Source organism: Exilispira thermophila (genome assembly GCF_055389015.1).
The window spans coordinates 988,993-1,004,731 of sequence record NZ_AP042476.1; the positions used below are offsets into that span (position 1 = coordinate 988,993).

Annotated in this window: 15 protein-coding genes; 1 reads left to right on the forward strand and 14 read right to left on the reverse strand. The window is 21.3% G+C overall.

Annotation, left to right across the window (positions count from 1 at the left end):
• Positions 1 to 72: 72 nt before the first annotated feature.
• Genes ACZ5EC_RS04285 through ACZ5EC_RS04295 form a run of 3 tightly spaced genes read right to left on the reverse strand, consistent with a single transcriptional unit; the run spans position 73 to position 3,060 of the window.
• The gene (locus ACZ5EC_RS04285) at positions 73 to 633 is read right to left on the reverse strand and encodes a Maf family nucleotide pyrophosphatase (RefSeq protein ID WP_464303726.1); all 561 of its coding nucleotides are present in this window, start codon (positions 631 to 633) and stop codon (positions 73 to 75) included.
• Positions 633 to 1,676 carry a [citrate (pro-3S)-lyase] ligase gene (citC, locus tag ACZ5EC_RS04290; protein WP_464303727.1) on the reverse strand — a complete coding sequence of 348 codons (1,044 nt, stop codon included), beginning with the start codon at positions 1,674 to 1,676 and terminating at the stop codon, positions 633 to 635. The genes ACZ5EC_RS04285 and citC overlap by 1 nt, the downstream gene beginning before the upstream one ends.
• A gap of 25 nt (positions 1,677 to 1,701) precedes the next feature.
• Positions 1,702 to 3,060 (reverse strand): tetratricopeptide repeat protein, encoded by a 1,359-nt coding sequence (locus ACZ5EC_RS04295; RefSeq protein ID WP_464303728.1) that lies wholly within the window; start codon positions 3,058 to 3,060, stop codon positions 1,702 to 1,704.
• A gap of 106 nt (positions 3,061 to 3,166) precedes the next feature.
• Between ACZ5EC_RS04295 and ACZ5EC_RS04300 the strand changes: the two genes are divergently transcribed.
• Positions 3,167 to 3,535 (forward strand): LysM peptidoglycan-binding domain-containing protein, encoded by a 369-nt coding sequence (locus ACZ5EC_RS04300; protein WP_464303729.1) that lies wholly within the window; start codon positions 3,167 to 3,169, stop codon positions 3,533 to 3,535.
• Between the two features lie 129 nt (positions 3,536 to 3,664).
• On the opposite strand, the gene ACZ5EC_RS04305 is transcribed toward ACZ5EC_RS04300, so the two are convergent.
• Genes ACZ5EC_RS04305 through ACZ5EC_RS04355 form a run of 11 tightly spaced genes read right to left on the reverse strand, consistent with a single transcriptional unit; the run spans position 3,665 to position 15,694 of the window.
• Entirely contained in the window at positions 3,665 to 4,648 is a 984-nt protein-coding gene (locus tag ACZ5EC_RS04305) for a hypothetical protein (RefSeq protein WP_464303730.1), read from the reverse strand.
• 12 nt (positions 4,649 to 4,660) lie between these two features.
• A complete protein-coding gene (locus ACZ5EC_RS04310) occupies positions 4,661 to 6,046 on the reverse strand; it encodes a sigma-54-dependent transcriptional regulator (protein ID WP_464303731.1) in 1,386 nt (461 codons plus the stop codon).
• Positions 6,047 to 6,078: 32 nt separating this feature from the next.
• The gene (locus ACZ5EC_RS04315; RefSeq protein ID WP_464303732.1) at positions 6,079 to 7,977 is read right to left on the reverse strand and encodes an ATP-binding protein; all 1,899 of its coding nucleotides are present in this window, start codon (positions 7,975 to 7,977) and stop codon (positions 6,079 to 6,081) included.
• The gene (locus ACZ5EC_RS04320) at positions 7,952 to 8,518 is read right to left on the reverse strand and encodes a DUF4390 domain-containing protein (protein WP_464303733.1); all 567 of its coding nucleotides are present in this window, start codon (positions 8,516 to 8,518) and stop codon (positions 7,952 to 7,954) included. The genes ACZ5EC_RS04315 and ACZ5EC_RS04320 overlap by 26 nt, the downstream gene beginning before the upstream one ends.
• Before the next feature lie 22 nt (positions 8,519 to 8,540).
• Positions 8,541 to 9,494, reverse strand: a complete 954-nt coding sequence (locus ACZ5EC_RS04325; RefSeq protein WP_464303734.1) for a hypothetical protein — start codon at positions 9,492 to 9,494, stop codon at positions 8,541 to 8,543.
• 4 nt (positions 9,495 to 9,498) lie between these two features.
• A complete protein-coding gene (locus ACZ5EC_RS04330) occupies positions 9,499 to 9,765 on the reverse strand; it encodes an HPr family phosphocarrier protein (protein ID WP_464303735.1) in 267 nt (88 codons plus the stop codon).
• Positions 9,766 to 9,767: 2 nt separating this feature from the next.
• Complete coding sequence (gene hprK / locus ACZ5EC_RS04335; RefSeq protein WP_464303736.1) at positions 9,768 to 10,739, reverse strand: HPr(Ser) kinase/phosphatase; 972 nt, start codon at positions 10,737 to 10,739, stop codon at positions 9,768 to 9,770.
• 48 nt (positions 10,740 to 10,787) lie between these two features.
• The gene (hpf, locus tag ACZ5EC_RS04340; RefSeq protein ID WP_464303737.1) at positions 10,788 to 11,573 is read right to left on the reverse strand and encodes a ribosome hibernation-promoting factor, HPF/YfiA family; all 786 of its coding nucleotides are present in this window, start codon (positions 11,571 to 11,573) and stop codon (positions 10,788 to 10,790) included.
• 25 nt (positions 11,574 to 11,598) lie between these two features.
• Positions 11,599 to 12,948: an RNA polymerase factor sigma-54 gene (gene rpoN / locus ACZ5EC_RS04345; RefSeq protein WP_464303738.1), complete on the reverse strand. Its 1,350-nt coding sequence runs from the start codon at positions 12,946 to 12,948 to the stop codon at positions 11,599 to 11,601.
• On the reverse strand, positions 12,945 to 13,664 hold the full coding sequence (gene lptB, locus ACZ5EC_RS04350; protein WP_464303739.1) for an LPS export ABC transporter ATP-binding protein: 720 nt from the start codon (positions 13,662 to 13,664) through the stop codon (positions 12,945 to 12,947). Before lptB ends, rpoN begins: the two co-directional genes overlap by 4 nt.
• Entirely contained in the window at positions 13,661 to 15,694 is a 2,034-nt protein-coding gene (locus ACZ5EC_RS04355; RefSeq protein ID WP_464303740.1) for a hypothetical protein, read from the reverse strand. The genes lptB and ACZ5EC_RS04355 overlap by 4 nt, the downstream gene beginning before the upstream one ends.
• Positions 15,695 to 15,739 lie beyond the last annotated feature (45 nt).

Genomic DNA, 15,739 nt, shown 5'->3' on the forward strand with positions numbered 1-15,739 from the left:
TTATTATTATTAAATTATAAATATTTTTTTAAATTATAAATAATTTTTATCTAATTAAAGATACCCGTATATTTATTCACTAATCAACTTTTTATAATATTTTAAGAATTTTTCAACAGGAAATCCTACAATATTAGAAAAAGAGCCTTTATACTTTTCTATTAGAATTCCTCCAAGTCCCTGAATTCTATATCCTCCAGCAACATCTTTCCATTCATTTGTGTCAAGATAGCTATTAATTTCCTTTATAGATAACTTTCTAAACTTAATTTTACTCTTTTCAATAAAAGTTTTTATTTCTTTTTTTTCATTTATTAAAGTAACAGCAGATACTACATAATGCCATTTACAAGATATTTCAATAAAAAAATTTTTAACTTCTTCCTTAGAATAAAACTTTCCAAATACTTTATTTTTATAGATTATAACAGTATCTACTCCTATTGAAAGGATATTATCATTAAATTGATTATTTTCAACAAATTTTATTAGTCCGTATTTCGATTTCAAAATAGAATTTTCTATATAATTATCACTTTCTTTTATATCAGGTACAACTTGAATAAAGCTTTCAAAAAGAATATTAAATATATTTCTTCTTCTTTCTGAACCAGATGCTAATATAATTTTCATCAATGCCTGCTATTTGATTTTTTAATTTTTTCAATAACGGAAATTGCTTCTTTAGAAGTTAAAAATTCATAAGTTGGTTTTGGAACAATTTTTTTTATAGTATTAAAATCATCTTTTTTAATACATTCTCTAACAAAAGAAGCAGAGATTGGTTTATTATCTAACTCTTTCCTTTTAATAACTATTAATTCAATACCATATTTTGGTAAAAGATTTTCCATCAATTCATTATATTTTGAAGTTACTGGACAATATGGTTCATCCCCAACAAATCTTTTTGTTGCATTAAGATTTTTTGCAATAATTTTACCAAAAACTGCTATATCTACTTCTGCATGAACTCTGTTTTTATCTAACCCTTTAAGAAAATAATCCGGGAATGTAGCATTTGAAATAATGTATTTTGACGAAGGATGAACAAAGACATTTTTTATGTGTTTTGTTGCTTTTTTTACTAAATTAAATCTAACCTCAAACGGGAATAAAGACCTTTCTTCTTGCAAAACAAATATGTGTAAAGTATCAACTTTTTTTGCAGCGGTCTCTATTAAATACAAATGACCCAGTGTTATTGGATTACAATTAACAATAATAACACCAACATTATTACCCTGATTTGATTTTGCATATTCTTTCAAAGTTCTAATATAATCATTTACATCAGGTCTCCCTCGCTCAAAAAGTGCAGCAAATTCAGTATTTACAATAAGATTAAAACCTAATTGAGTAAAAACATCAATATTTCGAGGTTTTGTAAATAAAAAGACATGTGAAATTCCTTGATTATTCAAATCATTTAATATTTTTGAGACAATTTTACCAGTTAAATTATATCCTTTATAATCATCAGATACCAATAACCCTTTTATAACATCATTAACATATCCACCAGCAGCAATTATTTTACCCTCATCTAAATATGCATATACTTTATCTATTGGTGGTTTTACATCAAGTTCACCAGCTGACCAGAAATTCATTAACTCTTGTGGGATAGATTCTTCACCTTTTAAATTATAGATTTTTTCTTCAAAAAAAAACATTTTAAATAACTCCTGTAAAATTATATTAAGTAATGATTTCTTCTAAAATAGATGCTAACTTAGATTTATCAATTAAATCAATTGCACGAGAAGCAATAAAATCTTTTGCATTATTTGACAAACGGCCGATAGTAACTAAAACACCTAATTTACATTTTGCTTCTCTTACTTTAAAATAGAATTCCTTAACAACAATTTCTCCAACAGTATTAGTATCCCTGATGAATCTGAAATAAACACCAATATTTCCTTTTCTCTTTATTTTATTCACAAGAATATCAATAGTTGCTTCATCAACAGGTTCAATTTTTTCCAGAGCAAAATTACCTAAATATTTTTTAATTATTTTTTTCGCAATGTTAATAAATTCATTTCTACCTGTTAATGAAAATACTCTTATTTTCTCATTGGAAGTAAGACTTGAATATTTATTTATATTATCAGCAACATCTTTATAATTTTTGTCAATATTGTATATTCTTCTCCAGTAAACAACAGCATCGTTTATTTTATTTGAATCTCTCAATAAATTTCCTAAAATGTAGTAAGATTCGAGCAAAATATCTTTTGGAACACCTTTAAAATTAATTAATTTTTCCAAAATTACTTTTGCAACTTTTTTATTATTTTGTGCAATATAAATCCTAGCAGTATTAAAATAAGCTTCAAATCTGTATTTTGGATTGTACATTGCTTTTTTAAATAACTCTAAAGCTCTAGTATAATCTTCCTGTTTAAAAAGGATAGAACCTAAGAAATAACATGCTTCTTTATCATTAGGATATTTGTTTACATATGCAGATAGTACTTTATATGAATCAACATATTTCCCTAATTTGTACAAATTTATTCCAAAACTTTTTACAAACTCTTTATCAAAAACAATTTTATCTTTTAAATTATAACATTTTTTAAAATACATGTCAGCTTTTTCATAATTATTAAATTGATATTCCAGAATAGCTAAATATTTTAAAGAATCTCCATTATTAGGATCCAATCCATTTACAGTTAAAAAATATTTATAAGCTTTTTGCTTTTTATTTAATTTCAAACTACAAATACCAGCAAAAACCATAATCTCTTTTTGGTCCCACTTGTTTAATATTTCAGGTCGATTTAAAGCCAATTCCAATCTTTCCAATGCTGATGAATATTTTCTATTTTTCATATATAATAATATTAAGTTTTTAAAAGCATCTACATCATCAGGTTCTTCTTTTAAAATAGATAATAAATTTTGTTCAGCTTCTTTATCCTTTCCAGATAAAACATCCTCCTCTGCTTTGTGTAATAGTACCTTTTTTTTCATTTTTCTATATAAGATAAGAATACTAATTATTATAATTAGAACTAAAATAATAATTACCATATATATATACATTTAACCCCCTTTATCACATCATTAATTTTAGTTTTATTTAAGGAATAGTCAACTATTCATTAAAATATGATTTGAATTTGATTAAAATTTGTTTTATAATATTAATATGAAAAAGAAAATACCTTTAATATTTATTTTTTTAATTTTTACATTAATAATTGTTAGTTTATCTATTTTATCATATAAATATTTTAATATTGTAAAGCCAAAAATTTTTAATAGTTCGGTCAACATTGCTTCTCTTAAAGTAGTTAACAATAGAAAAAATAATTTTACAACTACATATTCCTATTTTGATTCTTTTTACACATTTTATAACAAATATAAATTGTATGTTATAAAATTTGGTGATACATTATGGAAAATAAAAAGAAAATTTAATTTAAAAAATTATTCAAAAATAATAAAACTGAATAGACTAAAAAACCCAGACCTTATTTATAGTGGTAGTATTTTAAAAATTCCTGAAGAATAATAAATTTAAAATATCAAAATGAAAATTTAAAATTTTTAAAATGTTTGATTTTTAATTATAACATATAACAATTATATAAAAGTATATTTTGGAATAATTAATAATTAATCTATTTATTAAAATATTAATTTATTTATTAAAATCAAGAATTTTAACTTCAAAAATTAACTGAACATTATTTTTTTGATACCTTCTTAAAGAATAATCACAATATAAAAGAAAAGAAAATAATTCCTTCAATTTCTTTTGTCCAAAATTATTAATTTTTACTTTATCGTACTTTAATCTATATTTACTATAATTAATTCCAATATTGTTTAAATTTGATAGGATATAGTTTTCATTATCATTTTTTTCAATTAATGAACTAATTATTAATAATAGTTTAACCTCATTACTAAACACATATAAAAATTTTTCAAAACTATTTTGTTGTAATACAAATTCTTTATATAACAATATGAATTTTTTTATTTGTTTTTTAAAAAAAAGTTCTGACAACTCAAAATAAACAACTTGATTTGATAAAAAAAGAAATTGCTTTGCTATTTCTTTATCAAGAATGTTGATTTTCTTCTCTTTAATAAATAGATATATTTTTTCCAGAATATTTTCCAATTCAATATTATATTCAAAAAAATAGGTGTCAAACATTTTGATAACATCATCTTGAATATTAATATGTTTTTCATTAAAATAATCAATTACTATTCTGGATATTTGTAAATTTTTGGGGTATTCAATTATTAGATAGCCTTTTAATTCCTTTAATTCATAGCTTTTAAAATTTATAAAAATAAAAAAGAAATGATTTTTATATTCTTTATTTGAAAATATTTTTTTCAAATTTTTTATATTTGAACAATTAAAAATAATAAAAATTTTCCCCTTATCAAAAAAATTTATATCAATAATTTTATCATTAATCTCTTTTAATGTATTATTATCAATTTTATTTATAATTTTTATTATCTCATAACTTTTATCTTTATTTACCCTATTAATTAAAAGGTTACTAATGATATCATATGTATCTTCACTGAAATTATTAAAAAATATAATATTTGGTATTTTTTCAGGTAAATTTTTTTTTATTATTTTTTCAATTAACATTATTTTGAATTATTAACCCTGATTATTATTTATGTCAATTTTATATTTTTTTATTTTTTTATATAAATTTGTTCTTTCAATTTGAAGAGATTTAGCAGTTTTAGAAATATTAAAGTTAAATTGTTTTAAACGGTTTTCAATTATATCTTTTTCAAACATTTCTCTTAAATTTTTCAAAGGTTGATTTTTTATATCATAATCTTTATTTTTGTTAGTATTAACAATGATACTTTCAAGATCTTTTGAATCTATATAATCAACTGTTGATAATATATTTACTCTTTCAACTATGTTTTTTAATTCTCTTATATTACCTGGCCAATCATAATTTTTAAAAAATAAATAAGCATCTTCAGTAAAATCTTTAAATCGTAAATTTCCAGACACTTTTAATTTTTTTATAAAATATTTTACTAATAGAGGTATATCTTCTCTCCTCTCTCTAAGTGAAGGTAAATGAATTGGAATTACATTTAATCTATAATATAAATCTTCTCTAAATTTATTATTTCTGATCTCTTCTTCAAGATTTTTGTTTGTAGCTGAAATTATTCTTACATCTACAGCTATAGTATTAACTCCTCCAATTCTTGTAAATCTACCATCTTGAATAACTCTTAAAACTTTAACCTGTGTATCAATCCCCATATCCCCTATTTCATCAAGAAATAAAGTTCCCCCATTTGCAATTTCAAATTTACCAATTTTTGTCTTAACAGCATTTGTGAAACTACCCTTTTCAAATCCAAAAAGTTCAGCTTCAATTAATGTTGAAGGAATTGCAGCACAATTAATTTCAACAAATTCATTGTTTCTTCTTGGAGAATAAAGATGTATTAATCTAGCTACTAACTCTTTTCCTGTCCCATTTTCACCAGTTATTAAAACTTTTGAATCAGATTGAGCAACAACCTTTATCATCTTTTTTATTTTTTTTATCTCTTCACTTTCTCCTATAAATTCATCTTCTAATAAAGTTCTTGCTTTAAGTTTGATATTTTCATCTTTTAATTTCTTAACATAAATTATTTTCTTAACAGCCTGTATAATATAATCAATTGTTACAGGTTTGCTTAAAAAATCAAATGCACCAAGTTTAGTTGCTTTTACTGCTAAATCTATAGTACCATGTCCTGATATTATAACTATTTCAATATCAGGAAATTCTTTTTTAACTTTTTCTAAAATATCTATACCATTTTCATTTTCTAAAATTATATCAAGAAATATAATTTTAATATCATAAAGAGAAATTAATTTAAATAACTCATCAGAATTTTTAGCAGTTACTACATTATATCCTTCATCTTCTAAAACTTCTCGAAATAAATCTCTAATATTTTTTTCATCATCACAAATTGCTATTACAAAACTATCATCATGATTTTCATTATTCATTTCAACTCCCTAATAAAAAGTAAAAGTAATTTTTATTTATTATTATAATCTAATACAATTTTAAAATGAGCTCCCTCATAATCATCAATATAATTTATTTTACCATTATATTTTTCTAATGTAGATCTGATTATAGCTAAACCCAATCCTGAACCATTTATATTAGTAGTAAAAAAAGGTTCAAAAACAAATTTTTGAATATCTTTTGATATACCAGGACCATTATCATAATAATCGATATTTATACTTTTAATATTATTAAAAATATTTTTTCTTGTCTCCTCATCATATATGATGCTATTCTGTTCACTAGATACATTGTTATTGTATTTATTACTTGTTATAGAAACTTTAATTTTAATCTCACAAAATCCATTAGATGCATTTATTGAATTAATAATCAAATTATTGAAAATAGAATAAAAATCTGTTATACTTCCTTTAATATTTATATCAAAATTAAATTTAAATTCTATATCAATTTTAATTTTCTCTGAATCCCATGTAGATTTTAAATCCTGTAAAAATTCGTTAAAATTAAATATAGCATTTTCTTCTTTTTTTAAGTCAGAAAAATTATATATCTTTTCAATAATATTTTTTATTATTTGAGAATTTTCAAGTATAATATTAATTTTCTTATTTAGGTATTCCTGAAAATTATCTTTATAAGGATATTTTTTTCTTATTAGCTGAGCAGATAGAGTAATAGGAGTTAATGGATTTTTAATTTCATGTGCAAATTTTGTAGTAACAAGTTTATAAATATCATATCTATCTTTATATCTTTTATATATACGATTTTTATTAAGTTCCCTTTGCATTAAATTGAACTTATTTAATAAGAAGTAAAACTCATCATTTATTTTATAATTTTTTAGTTTACTAAATTCTATTTCATCAAATTTTTCAAATCCTGTTAACAAGATCTTTAATGGTCTATTTAACTTATTTATAAAATCAATAGTTAAAAAAATTTGTAAAAAAAGTAAAGGGATAAAAAGAAATGCAAAATACAATAGATAAAGAACCGGTGTATATTTAAAAACAGAAAATTCTGATTTAAAAGTTATATATCCAGGATAAATTTTTTCATTTAGTTTATAAATATTTTGATCAGGAAAAAAAATATATAAAAAATCATAGGATTTTACAAAAATAAAATATTGAGAATCAATGTTTTTAATAAAAGATTTATTAATTTTTATCTGTTTCCCATATTCAATAAATTTTTCAATATTTTGCCTATAATTTTTGTTTAAATAAATAATTGAACTTTCATCAATTTCTTTATCTGCATTAACATTTAATAACAAAATAACTTTATATTGTCTAAATAAATTTAATATATTATTTTTATTTTTAAGAATTAGATTTTTATATATAGAAATTTTATTTTGATATAAATCAATATCAGAATTATTATTATTGCTATTATTATTATCATTATTAGGTTTATACAAATTTTTCAAAATAGAATTAATTGTTTTTGAATAATCAAGAAATCTAGTTCTATCCTTTGATATCAAATTTATAATCATTGAATAACTAACTTCTAGAGAGTTATTAATTTTATAATAATTAAATCTTCTTTGATTATTAAAATTAAAATAAATTATAAATGAAGTAAATATAAAAAATATAATACCAAGATTAAATATAACATATGTAATTATTTTATATTTAAACATTTCACCAAATATTTTCTTTTTATATTGAAAATATTGATAAACTATTTTTTGTATAACAAGAAAAAAAAGAAAAAACTCAAAAACAAATATTCCTAAAATAAGATAAATTTTTGAAATCTGGTCAAAAAAATGAATTTTATTTAGTATCCAGAGTCCTACTAATCCTACAAAAATAGTAATAATAAAACTTATTGTCCAGGATAAAATTTTTTCTTTATTGTACTTTTTTTGAATATTCATAATTTACGTCATTACTTTGTAAATCATTAATTTTAATGTTATAAATGTTTACAAAAATAAGTATAAATGAAAAAGGAGGGACTAATTTTAAGGTTTCCAAAGAAAAATCTAACTTTACAAAATATTTCCCCTCTTTATCTATTTTAAAAACATTATCAAATTCATGTTTAAAAATAAATTCTTCAAGTTCAGCTAATGTAGAAAATTCAAAATTATTCTCATTATTATATATTACATAACTATAATTTAGATTATCCCATCTCAAATTGTATTCAATTATTTTACTGTTAACTAGAGAAAAAGTTGATATACCTAAAGTTGTATTTCTTTTATATAGAGAAAAATTATATTTTATATTTGCTTCAATCCCTGATTTCAAATTATCAGTCATAACAGAAGTAATTTTACCTTCAATATTAGTAGTTATTGAAAGGGTTCCTTCTTTACTAAGATGCAATGAAACTATTGATTTAGCAAATACTAATAATGGTAATATTAATATAAAAGTAATTATTAAAATTATAATTTTTTTACTACTCATTTTTACTCATTAAATAATTCAATCAAAAATTAAAAACAAAATTAAATTCTACTTTGTTAGAATTTAATTTAGGAATAAAATAAAAAGTACTTTTGTTCTTTAAATATTTAATTTTAGAAGATTTATAAGCTAAAATTGAAGAAAACAATCTATTTCCTAAATATAGAGAAAGATAAGATATTATAATAATTTTATTTTCTAAACTTAAGGATGACCAATTTATTTCAGGAATCTGTTCATCTGAAGGGATATTAATATCAGTTTTTCCATAAAGTTTCGATATGCCTAAACCAAATAAATAACCTTTTTGTATAAAATCAAAAAGTAAAAATATTGAACCAATAGTATACTCTTTAATATAAAACTGCCCTAAACCAGGATAAAGCCAGGATAACAATGCTGCAATAAAAGGAGATGGTTTAATCTCAATAATTTTATCTTCATTAATTATATTATAATGATATGCAGTAAAAGTTGAATCAACAATAGAAAGCAATCTAACCCCTATATATCCTAAAAATATAGCACTTGCTTTTGCAATGTTTTCAGAATTATTTATTTGATCTGAAGAATTAGTAAAATTAAAACTAAAAGTTAAAAATTGCTGTAAAGAATATTGAATATTAGTTATTTGAGAAAAAGCATAAAATAAAAGAAAATTACTAACACTATAATATATAATTCCTCTAAACCAATTTTCAGTATAAAGAAGACCTAAACCCGGAACATACCATGATAATGCTGCAGCAAATAATGGATCTTTTTTATCAAAATAAAAATTTGAATTATTATAATCATAAAATTGTTGTTGACCATAATAATTTGTATTTAAATTAAAATAAAAAAAATTATTATCTGCATAGGTGTATCTATTTTTGCTTGTAGAATTATTTAAAACAAAATCAGTTTCCTGAGAATATATAACTTGAAAGAATAAAATAAAAATAAGGAAAAAGAAGAATACTTTTAATTTCATTTTTTTATCCTTCTTTAAAATCATTTTCTATAAAAGTTACAATATCATCGCATGCCTCTTTTTCATCTTCCCCATCTGCCATAACACTTATTTTAGTTCCATAAGTTAGAGCAAGCATCATAATATTCATAATAGATTTAGCATTAACTTCAATATCATCTTTTTTAATAACAATACTGGATTTATACTTATTTGCTTTTTGGACTAACAATGCTGCAGGACGTGCATGTACACCATCTTTTATTTTAATTTGTACTTCTTTAATTTCCATGATCACTCCATATCAATAAAATTAATTTTTTTTTCTTTTTTTAACCATTCTCTTAACATTTTGTCAAATTCTTTTGAAGAATTTATTCCCATCCCTTTTAACCTGAAATCTAACGCTGCAGTTTCAATAATTGATGTAAGGTTTCTTCCAGGTCTAACTGGCACCAAAATAAAAGGAACTTCAATTCCCAATATTTCCTTTTTCTTTTCGGAAATACCTAATCTGTCATAATTTTTTTGATTATCCCAATCTTCAAGATGAATTTCTAATTCAACTTTTTTTTTAGTTCTAACTGATTTTACACCAAAAAGTTTTCCTACATTAATAATACCCAATCCTCTAATTTCCATAAAATGAGGAGCTATTTTTGAGCCACTACCAAATAAAAAATCTCCGGCCATTCTCTTTATTACTACAATATCATCACTAATTAATCTATGACCCCTTTGAATTAATTCTAATGTTGTTTCAGATTTCCCTATTCCTGATTCTCCTGTAATTAAAATACCAACACCAAATACTTCAATTAAATCACCATGAACAATAACTTGAGGAGCAAAAACATCCTCTAAATAATTAGTTAATAATTTGTATAACTCAAAATATTTAGATTTAGAAATAATTAAATTTTTTTTATATTTTTTTACTAATTGTACAAATATCTCATTTGGTGTTATATTATCTGAAAAAATAATTAATGGAACATCATATTTAAAAAAACTTTCCAGTTTCTCCTTTTTATTATTTTCAGATAAATTTTTTTCAAAAATTTTATATTCATCATTTCCAAATAAACATATCCCCTTTTCATTAATTTTAAAATCATCATCAATAAAATAATAAATAGGATTACAAATATTTTCATTTGAAATCCAGTTTTCACTATTTTCATAATAATTTATAACAGTAAAGTTAACTTTGGGGTATTTTTTTTTAAAATTATATAAAAAGTCACTTACTAATATCTTCTTCATAAATTTTAAATCACTATTTTTATTTATTGTATCTTTATCACTTTTATGTTATTGGAATGATGCTACTTTTATTATCCCTTTTTTATCATTACTGGTTCTATTGAAAACAAAATATAATTCATTTGATTTTTTATCTTTAAATACAATTATATCTTCATTTTTCAATTTATTTAAAACATCTTCAATTGTAGATTTTTTAATTTCAATTTCTTTTTCATTTATTTTTTTAAAATTATATTTTTCTCCTGTTAATTCATATTTTTTTAGCTTATTTTCATTATCACTAATTTTTTCAAATGCAATGTATGAATTTTCTTTATTTTGTTTAAATATAATTGTAGGAATAAAATCTTCCCCATTATTAATATCATAATTATAGAAAACAATAAACTCCCTATTTTTTTTGTATTCTAATTGTAAAATTGCATCTTCAATAGATAATGGTTTTTTATATAAGTCAATCATGTCAATTTTTTCTAAAACTTCTTCACCTTTGGTAATATCTTTCTGATAAAATGATAAATACTTTGGTGAAACAACCTCTTTATGATGGACAATCTTTGATTTATATTTATTAATAGTTCTTTCAATTCTATCAATAATATTATCAATTGATTTATACATATCATTTTCTACACTCATAAAATATACTGTCTTCCCTTTTCTAAAATCAATTATAACTTCAACTTTGTTAATATATCTTTCTAATTCAAAATATACATCAATTTTGTTAATTAAATCCTCATAAATGTTAATTTTAGATATTCTTTTTTCAAAGTAGTGTTTTAATTCGTCAGTTAATTCTAAATTGTGTGAAAAATAATTAATCTTCATAAAGCCTCCTTATCGAAATAATTTTTTAAAGGTGTTGAACTCTCTTACTTGAAGGAAGAACTCCAAGCATCTCTCTGTATTTAGCTACAGTTCTTCTTGCTACATTTAATCCTTTACTTTTTAGTATTTCAGAAATTTTTTGGTCAGAATAAGGTTTTTTAGGATTTTCATTTTCAATAATTGATTTGATCTCGTTGAGAATTTTTTGTTTAGAATATTCTTTTTGCTCACCTCCTAATTTTTTATTCTTTACTACTTCAAAAAAGTACTTTAATGGATAAATTCCATAATCTGTTTGAATATATTTATTAGAAATAATCCTCGAAATAGTTGATATAGATACTCCTATCTTTTTGGCAAATTCTTTCTGGGATATAGGTTTAATATATTTTGGACCTTTGAAAAAGAATTCTTGCTGGTATAGAATAAAATATTGAATAAATTTTTGTAAAATTTTTTTTCTATTATTTAAAGCAATTTCAATCTGTTCTGTCTCTCTTATTTTATTTACTATTTCAGAATTTTTTAGCTTTATTTTTTTATATGACTTATCTAATTTAACATTAAAAAAATTATTAAGCACTATTTTTAAATCATCCACTTGCTTTTCTATTATTATATCCGGAACAATATATTGGGATTGAGTCAAATCAAAATCATTTAAAGGATTAAGATCAACAATATTTTTTATCTCCTTTTTATATTCATTTATTTTTTCAAATTTTATTCCTAATTTCTCGATTTTTTTCCATCTTTTGTTTATAAAATCATCCCAATGGTTCTCAATAAAATTAAACAGTTCATAATTTTTATCAAATTCTGATAGATATATTTGAATTAAAAAAAGTTCTTTTAAATTTTGAGAACCAATCCCCTTTTTATCAACACTTTGTAAAATAACTTTTCCATTTTCTAAAGAAATAACTGGAATATTTATCTCTTTTGATATATCTTCTAATGATTTGGTTAGAATACCATTTGAATTAAGAAAAAATAAAAGACTTAATGCATTTATTTTTTCTTCTTCAGTTAATTCAAAGATATTAAAATATTCTTCAAAATAATCTATTATTGATTTTTTGAAAATTACTGTATTTTCAAAAAAAGTTTTAATATTATCAGGTTCAAAAATTTTTTTAATAACTCTATTTGTAAATGGTTCATCCTCATTATATTCAATTTTTATTTTATTTTTATTTACATTATCAGATTTCGTTTCAACTGAAATAAAAGGATTCTCATCCTCTTTTTGTTTTAGATATTGAAATAAGTCTAATGTATTTAAACTTAAAACTTTTAACTGCAAATATAATTGAGGAGATAAAATTTGTTTTTGCTCTAAATTTTGATCTATTGAATAAAAATTATCACTCATAAATAAAAATCTTCCCCTAAATAAATCTCTCTTGCTTTTTCATTTTTAATTAATGTTTCAGAATCACCATGAATTAAAATAGTTCCTTTATTAATTATATAACTTCTATCTGTAATTTTCAAAGTTTCTCTTACATTATGATCAGTTATTAATATCCCTATTCCCTTTTCAGATATCTTCTTAATAGTATTTTGAATATCTTTTACAGCTATAGGATCAACACCAGCAAAAGGTTCATCCAATAATAGATAGTGTGGATTATTAATTAAACTTCTAGCTATTTCTACTTTTCTTCTCTCTCCACCAGAAAGTGTTAACCCATACTGTTTAGCTAGATCCTTTAAACCAAATTCTTCTAAAAGCTGATCTTTTATTTTAAATTTCTCCTTTTTACTTATATTTTTAAGTTCTAGAATAGCAAGTAAATTATCTTCTACTGTCATTTTTCTAAATACAGAAGGTTGCTGAGGTAAATATCCTATTCCAAGTCTGGCTCTTTTGTACATAGGATATTTTGTTATATCTGCATTATTAAATACAACCATTCCAGAATCTGGTTTTAAAAAACCTACAATTATATAAAATGTTGTAGATTTGCCAGCTCCATTTGGCCCAAGCAAACCTACTACTTCACCTTTTTCAATATAAAAACTAACATCTGAAACAGCAACCTTTTTCCCAAATTTCTTAACAAGATTCTTAATTTCTATACTCATTCAATATCCATAGAATAATTATTTTCTTTACTATAATAATTTATAATATTTCTATCAAAATTAATTTTAATTTCATCTGTTACTATTCTTTCACCATTTACTCTAAAATTATAAATATTTTCTAAAAGTATTTGAGAACTTTTAAAATCTATTTTTCCGCTATCTCCACCTATAAATAAATTTTTATTTAATAATTTAAAATTAAATTCACCAAAAATCATAAAACCATCTATTAAGTTAAAATTTCCATTATTTATTTTTATTGAATAATTTGATCTTTTTCCAAAAGTTATTCTTAAATCTTTTATGCTTGATAAAACTTTCCCCTCATCTTTTAAAATAGCATATGAAAAATTCAAATTATTAAGATATTGTTTTATAAATTCACTGTTAAAATTCTTAATCTCTTTTAACATAAAATAGTTTTTATCCTTGTTCCAGATTAAATCACCTCTGTCTAATCTATATTTATCCTTTAAATTCTCAAAGTTTATAATTTTTTTAAATTCTAATTCTTTTCTATTATTATTATATATCAGTTTATTACATTTTGCAAATATAGAAATATTATATTTGTTTTTGTTTTCAGTAGAAAAATGCCAGTCTGGGTTAATCTTATTATCAAAATAATAAAAATTAACATAATTTTTTGAAATAAAATTATTTTTATTGTAAATCTCTTTAAAATAATCTGACGATATTGCAATTCTAGATTTGTAATCTTTATACCTAACATTATCATTTAAAATTAAACTTTTCTCATTAGAAAATTTACCTTTTTTTGATTCAAAATAAATCTCTTTATTTTTATCTTTATAATAATTAAAAGATAATTTAAATTTATTTATAATTTTTAAATTATTAATCACAATATTGAGGTCATTTCCAGAAGAAAGATATTTTAGATTACTATTTTCATATTTAATATTACCATTTTTTAAATATATATATTGATCTTTAAAATCATTATTATATTTTCCATTATCACCAGAGAAGTCCAACAAAAAATTATTTTTTTCAATTTTCATGGAAGATTTTATAAAATTATATTTATATAAAATAATTTTATCATTAAAAAATTTTAATTCAAATTTCGTATATTTTCCTGAATTAGTTAAAATGAAACTATTTTTTTTATAAAAAAAACTACCATCAATTAATTCAATATCACTGGTATTACTTTGATTTAAAATAGAGGTTCTTATACTCTTAATTTTAATTTGATTGGAATTATTGTCCATATAAGTAAGATCTACATTTGTAAAATAAAAATTATTTTTATTAACATTAAAATAATCTGCTTTCAAGTTTAGCTTATCACTTTCTAATTTAAAATTTTTTTCAAAAACATAATTTTTATTCTTGAAATCCAATGAAGTTTTTTCACAAAATAGTCTAATTGGTAAAAATTTTGTTTTTATAATTTCATTTTTAGAAAATAATAAATAGTCGTAAGCATCTATAACTATATTTCCATAAATTTTAAATAATAAATTTTTTATATCTACTAATGCAGTATCGCCAGAAATTTCATAATTATAATTGTATAAAAGATGAACTTCTCCATCTATATAAATATTGTTATTTTCAAAATTAAAGATAATTTTATCTGCATGAAATATAAATTTTCCATCAAATAAACTTAGATCTGCATTTCCTTTAAGATAAATAATATTTGGTGATTTAACATTATCAAAAATCACATTATCAGCTTCTGCAAAAAAGAAAGGTTGATTATTTTTGTAAGATTTAATAAAACCTTTTTTTAATTTTATAGAAAAAGTTTTCTTTTTTTCTAAAAACGCTTCATTAGCTTTTATGAAATATTTATAATCACCTGACAAATATTCTTTATAAAATCCTACTTCTGTTTCAGAAAATTTATATTTTTTATCTATTTGATTTTCAAATTTAGCAAAATAATTTAATATTAATTCTGAATTTTCATAATTGTTACTAAATGTTTTATAAAAAGGATAAATTAAAATAATTAAAATTATTAAAAAAACTATTAATATTTTTTTTGACATCTTTTTCACCATTTTCTCTTAAAAATTATTTTATTCATTGATATA

Coding starts and splice junctions, on each gene's coding strand:
- ACZ5EC_RS04285 (WP_464303726.1), bottom strand. CDS start 633: ATGAAAATTATATTAGCATCTGGTTCAGAAAGAAGAAGAAATATATTT.
- citC (WP_464303727.1), bottom strand. CDS start 1,676: ATGTTTTTTTTTGAAGAAAAAATCTATAATTTAAAAGGTGAAGAATCT.
- ACZ5EC_RS04295 (WP_464303728.1), bottom strand. CDS start 3,060: ATGTATATATATATGGTAATTATTATTTTAGTTCTAATTATAATAATT.
- ACZ5EC_RS04300 (WP_464303729.1), top strand. CDS start 3,167: ATGAAAAAGAAAATACCTTTAATATTTATTTTTTTAATTTTTACATTA.
- ACZ5EC_RS04305 (WP_464303730.1), bottom strand. CDS start 4,648: ATGTTAATTGAAAAAATAATAAAAAAAAATTTACCTGAAAAAATACCA.
- ACZ5EC_RS04310 (WP_464303731.1), bottom strand. CDS start 6,046: ATGAATAATGAAAATCATGATGATAGTTTTGTAATAGCAATTTGTGAT.
- ACZ5EC_RS04315 (WP_464303732.1), bottom strand. CDS start 7,977: ATGAATATTCAAAAAAAGTACAATAAAGAAAAAATTTTATCCTGGACA.
- ACZ5EC_RS04320 (WP_464303733.1), bottom strand. CDS start 8,518: ATGAGTAGTAAAAAAATTATAATTTTAATAATTACTTTTATATTAATA.
- ACZ5EC_RS04325 (WP_464303734.1), bottom strand. CDS start 9,494: ATGAAATTAAAAGTATTCTTCTTTTTCCTTATTTTTATTTTATTCTTT.
- ACZ5EC_RS04330 (WP_464303735.1), bottom strand. CDS start 9,765: ATGGAAATTAAAGAAGTACAAATTAAAATAAAAGATGGTGTACATGCA.
- hprK (WP_464303736.1), bottom strand. CDS start 10,739: ATGAAGAAGATATTAGTAAGTGACTTTTTATATAATTTTAAAAAAAAA.
- hpf (WP_464303737.1), bottom strand. CDS start 11,573: ATGAAGATTAATTATTTTTCACACAATTTAGAATTAACTGACGAATTA.
- rpoN (WP_464303738.1), bottom strand. CDS start 12,948: ATGAGTGATAATTTTTATTCAATAGATCAAAATTTAGAGCAAAAACAA.
- lptB (WP_464303739.1), bottom strand. CDS start 13,664: ATGAGTATAGAAATTAAGAATCTTGTTAAGAAATTTGGGAAAAAGGTT.
- ACZ5EC_RS04355 (WP_464303740.1), bottom strand. CDS start 15,694: ATGTCAAAAAAAATATTAATAGTTTTTTTAATAATTTTAATTATTTTA.